At 30.0% G+C, this 3585-nt stretch carries 5 protein-coding genes; all 5 read left to right on the top strand.

What is annotated here, in order from left to right:
- Positions 1-635 (top strand): hypothetical protein (locus Q0649_RS11180; protein ID WP_298841655.1); only part of this gene is annotated, 635 nt, incomplete at its 5' end.
- On the top strand, positions 632-1612 hold the full coding sequence (locus Q0649_RS11175; protein ID WP_298841652.1) for a bifunctional lytic transglycosylase/C40 family peptidase: 981 nt from the start codon (positions 632-634) through the stop codon (positions 1610-1612). The genes Q0649_RS11180 and Q0649_RS11175, both read left to right, overlap by 4 nt.
- Before the next feature lie 14 nt (positions 1613-1626).
- On the top strand, positions 1627-2208 hold the full coding sequence (locus tag Q0649_RS11170) for a hypothetical protein (protein WP_298841649.1): 582 nt from the start codon (positions 1627-1629) through the stop codon (positions 2206-2208).
- Positions 2209-2223: 15 nt separating this feature from the next.
- Positions 2224-2667 carry a hypothetical protein gene (locus tag Q0649_RS11165; protein WP_298841644.1) on the top strand — a complete coding sequence of 148 codons (444 nt, stop codon included), beginning with the start codon at positions 2224-2226 and terminating at the stop codon, positions 2665-2667.
- Positions 2651-3585 (top strand): VirD4-like conjugal transfer protein, CD1115 family (locus Q0649_RS11160; RefSeq protein WP_298841641.1); only part of this gene is annotated, 935 nt, incomplete at its 3' end. The genes Q0649_RS11165 and Q0649_RS11160, both read left to right, overlap by 17 nt.

The following is a 3585-nucleotide window of genomic DNA, read 5'->3' as shown; positions in this document are numbered from 1 at the left end:
AAAGCAATAAAAAAGATAAAATCAATAAAATGAAATCAAAACTTATAGTTGGCGGTGTATTTACTGTCATTATAGTAATCGGGATTATAGTAAATGTGGTACAAATAAAAAATTATAAAATGGTAGCCGCCGCACAAATAAAAAGTGCTAACAATTCTGAGCAGGCATATGAATGTTTGGCATTAGGAAATAATGAAACAGGAATTAAAGAGCTTATAGCAACAAACCCAAGTAAAAACGAATTGGCACAAGCCTATTTTATATCAGCGAAATATGATGAAGCAATTAACACTAATCCAGATTATGCAAAAAAAGTTGTAACAAAATTATACGCAGATAAAGAAGAAAATAGAATACTAGATTTGAAAACAAAGAACAAATATATTGAAATCGAACAAGATATTATAGGTTATAACATAAATGCATTGTTACTAGATAAAGAAATGGATACAGATAAAGAACAATTATTAAGAATGGCTACTAATTACTTAGCAAATAATGATGTATCAGATGCACAATCAATTAATGACAAATTAAATGACACTCAATTAAAAGCGGATATAGCAACATATGAAAAAGGAGTAACGACTAAGGCTGCTAAAGTGGCTAAAGCAAAAGCGGCGGCGAAAAAATGACAAAATATAAGGTTGTTAAATTTATAGTCGGTTTTTTTATTTTTCTTATAGTTGTTATAATGGCTATTTTCGGCAGTAAAGGTGGCGGTGGAGGTACAGGAAAAGCAAATGTTCCTGATAAAATATCTAAATGGGGACCTATAGTACAAGAATATTGCGTGAAATATAAATGCCCTGACAAGGTAGATTTCCTGTTTGCCTTAATGTATCAAGAAATTGGGCAAACAGATACATTAGATGTTATGCAAAGCTCTGAAAGTATAGGGCTTCCACCTAATTCAATTCAAGACCCAGTACAAAGTATTGATGTAGGTGTTAAGAATTTTAAAAAGATTCTTGATTATGGAAATAGTAAGGGTGTAGATTTCCCGACAATAGTACAAAGTTATAATTTTGGTAGTGGGTATATAGATTATGTGAGTAATAACGGTAAAAAAAATACTAAAGCACTTGCAGTTAGTTTTTCTGAAAAGGAAGCATCAACAAACGGGTTAAGTAGCTATGGTGATGTAGATTATGTCGAACACGTAATGAGTAAGATGGACAAGCCAGTAGAGGTTACAAGTGGTGTAATCAATGCAAATTCTGCATTGGAAGGAAGCAAATTTACTGATTTAATGAAAATAGCTTTAAAATATGAAGGTCAACCGTATGTTTTTGGTGGAAGTAGTCCTTCACAAGGGTTTGATTGTTCAGGCATAATACAATATGCGTATGGGCAGGTAGGTATTAAATTAAGCCGAACCGCACAAAACCAATACGACCAATGTAGCATAATTCCTCAAAGTGAAGCAAAGTCAGGGGATTTAGTATTTTTCAAAGGTACTTATGATTGTCCAGACTTTATAACTCACATTGGTATATATGTAGGTAGCGATAAAATGTATCAAAGCGGTGGTAATGGTTTAGGTTATGTTGTTTTATCTAATGAGTACTATCAACAACATTTAGTCGGGTTTGGAAGGATAAATAAATAAGGTTGGTGAATGAAATGCAAAGCAAAAAAACTTCGATTTTAATAATATCACTTGTAATAAATTTAGTATTTGTATTTGGTTTAATTGGTCAGAAGATAAATTCTAATAGTAAAGATACTCAAATAAAAACTTTGACTTCAAGCAATCAAAATTTAAATAAAAAGGTTAAACAATATGATGCAAATGCTAATATTCAAACATTATTAACTGGCGATAAAATAAAGGGCAATATAGGTAATTTTATTAATGCTCTGTTTAATTACACTAACAAAAATTATGTAAGTAGATATGGAGATATACAAAAATATGTATCACCTAATGTATATAACGCATTAAAAGGCGCAGGTGATATAGGCGCACCAACAACAAAAATTCAAGATAAAGTAAATAATTTAAATGTGTATTTAACAACAAATAGTAATCAAACAATAACTGCATTAGTAAATATAAGCACTATATATTCAGTTAATGGAGATGATAGCGCACCAATTAACCAAATATACGAGTTAGAGTTAACACAACAAGGGAAAGACAATTGGGTAATAACAAAATATACTTTAATGGGGAACTTTGAACCATATTCAACAAACAAATAAATAAGGAGTGAGAATATGAAAAGAATAAAATCCTTTGCTTATTTAATAATTACTTTGATATTAGAAATGATTGTTTTAAGCGCATCCCTTTTAACCTCAACACTTAGCCAATACAAAGTTAAAAATATGACATCTAAAATAATGAAAAAAAGTTTTTCCAATTTACTTATTCACCCATTTAATACAATAGTAAAAATGATAAGTGAAAAAAATCCAATTTTAATAATTGGAACAATAATCGTTATAGTTTATATGATTTATGTAATTTATAAATCGAACCATAAAGATACTTACAAAATTGAAGAAAAATATGCAGTTCATGGTTCGAGTCGGTATGCCACTAACAAAGAGATATTTGTAGAAAATGAAACAATAGGTATTCCAGTTAAACAGATATTTGAAGATTTAAAAAACAGTTTTGTTATAGGGAGTGACAATGATAATGAAGAGAAAGAATGAAGTTAATGATTTCTTAGAGAGTAACGGCATAATTATAGGGATTAAAGACGGAAAAGTTTTAATTCAACCTAATGATTCAAAACTTCCTAATAGAAATCATTTTGTAGTAGGAGGCCCTGGAAGTTTTAAAACGCAAAGTTACATAATTACAAATATTTTGCATGAAAAAAAATGTTCTATCGTCGTCACAGACCCAAAAGGTGAAGTTTATGAAATGACCTCGGAAATAAAAAGAAAACAAGGTTATGAAGTTCATGTAATTAATTTTGATGATATGAGATATTCAGATAAATATAATTGCTTTGATTATGTAAAAAAGGATAGAGATGCCACAACAGTAGCAAATACATTAGTGGCAGCAAAGAATAATCCCAAAAATAAAGATATTTGGTACAATGCACAATTAAGTTTATTAAAAGCATTAATTTTATATAGCATTTATGAAATGGAACCTGAAAATCGGAATGTAACGGGAGTTTTAAATTTCTTACAAGAGTTTGATCCTGAAGCAGATGAAACAGGAATTAGCGAACTTGACGAACAATTCTTGAAACTAAAGAAAACACACCCAGCACGTAGAGCATATGAATTAGGATTTAAGAAAGCTCAAAAGGAAACAAGAAGTAGTATTATAATTTCACTATTAACGACCATAGGTGATTATGTAGATGATGAAGTCGCTAAATTTACTGAAAGCTCGGACTTTGATCTAGGAGAAATAGGGATAAGGAAAATTGCATTATATGTGATAATTCCAGTAATGGACAGTACATGGGAGGGACTTATAAATTTATTTTTTAACCAAACATTTCAAGAACTTTATGCTGTTGGTGCTAAGAATAATACAAAGTTACCACAACCAGTTATATTTTACCTAGATGAATTTCCAAATTTAGGACGTTTTGATGATTATGAAAA

It is taken from the genome of uncultured Clostridium sp. (genome assembly GCF_937920395.1).
In the GTDB taxonomy this organism is placed as follows: Bacteria; Bacillota; Clostridia; order Clostridiales; family Clostridiaceae; genus Clostridium_AD.
This window is presented reverse-complemented; position numbering and strand designations above follow the sequence as displayed.

Bases quoted from the DNA above. Each gene is read 5' to 3' on its own strand.
- Q0649_RS11175 (WP_298841652.1), top strand. From the start codon at position 632: ATGACAAAATATAAGGTTGTTAAATTTATAGTCGGTTTTTTTATTTTT.
- Q0649_RS11170 (WP_298841649.1), top strand. From the start codon at position 1,627: ATGCAAAGCAAAAAAACTTCGATTTTAATAATATCACTTGTAATAAAT.
- Q0649_RS11165 (WP_298841644.1), top strand. From the start codon at position 2,224: ATGAAAAGAATAAAATCCTTTGCTTATTTAATAATTACTTTGATATTA.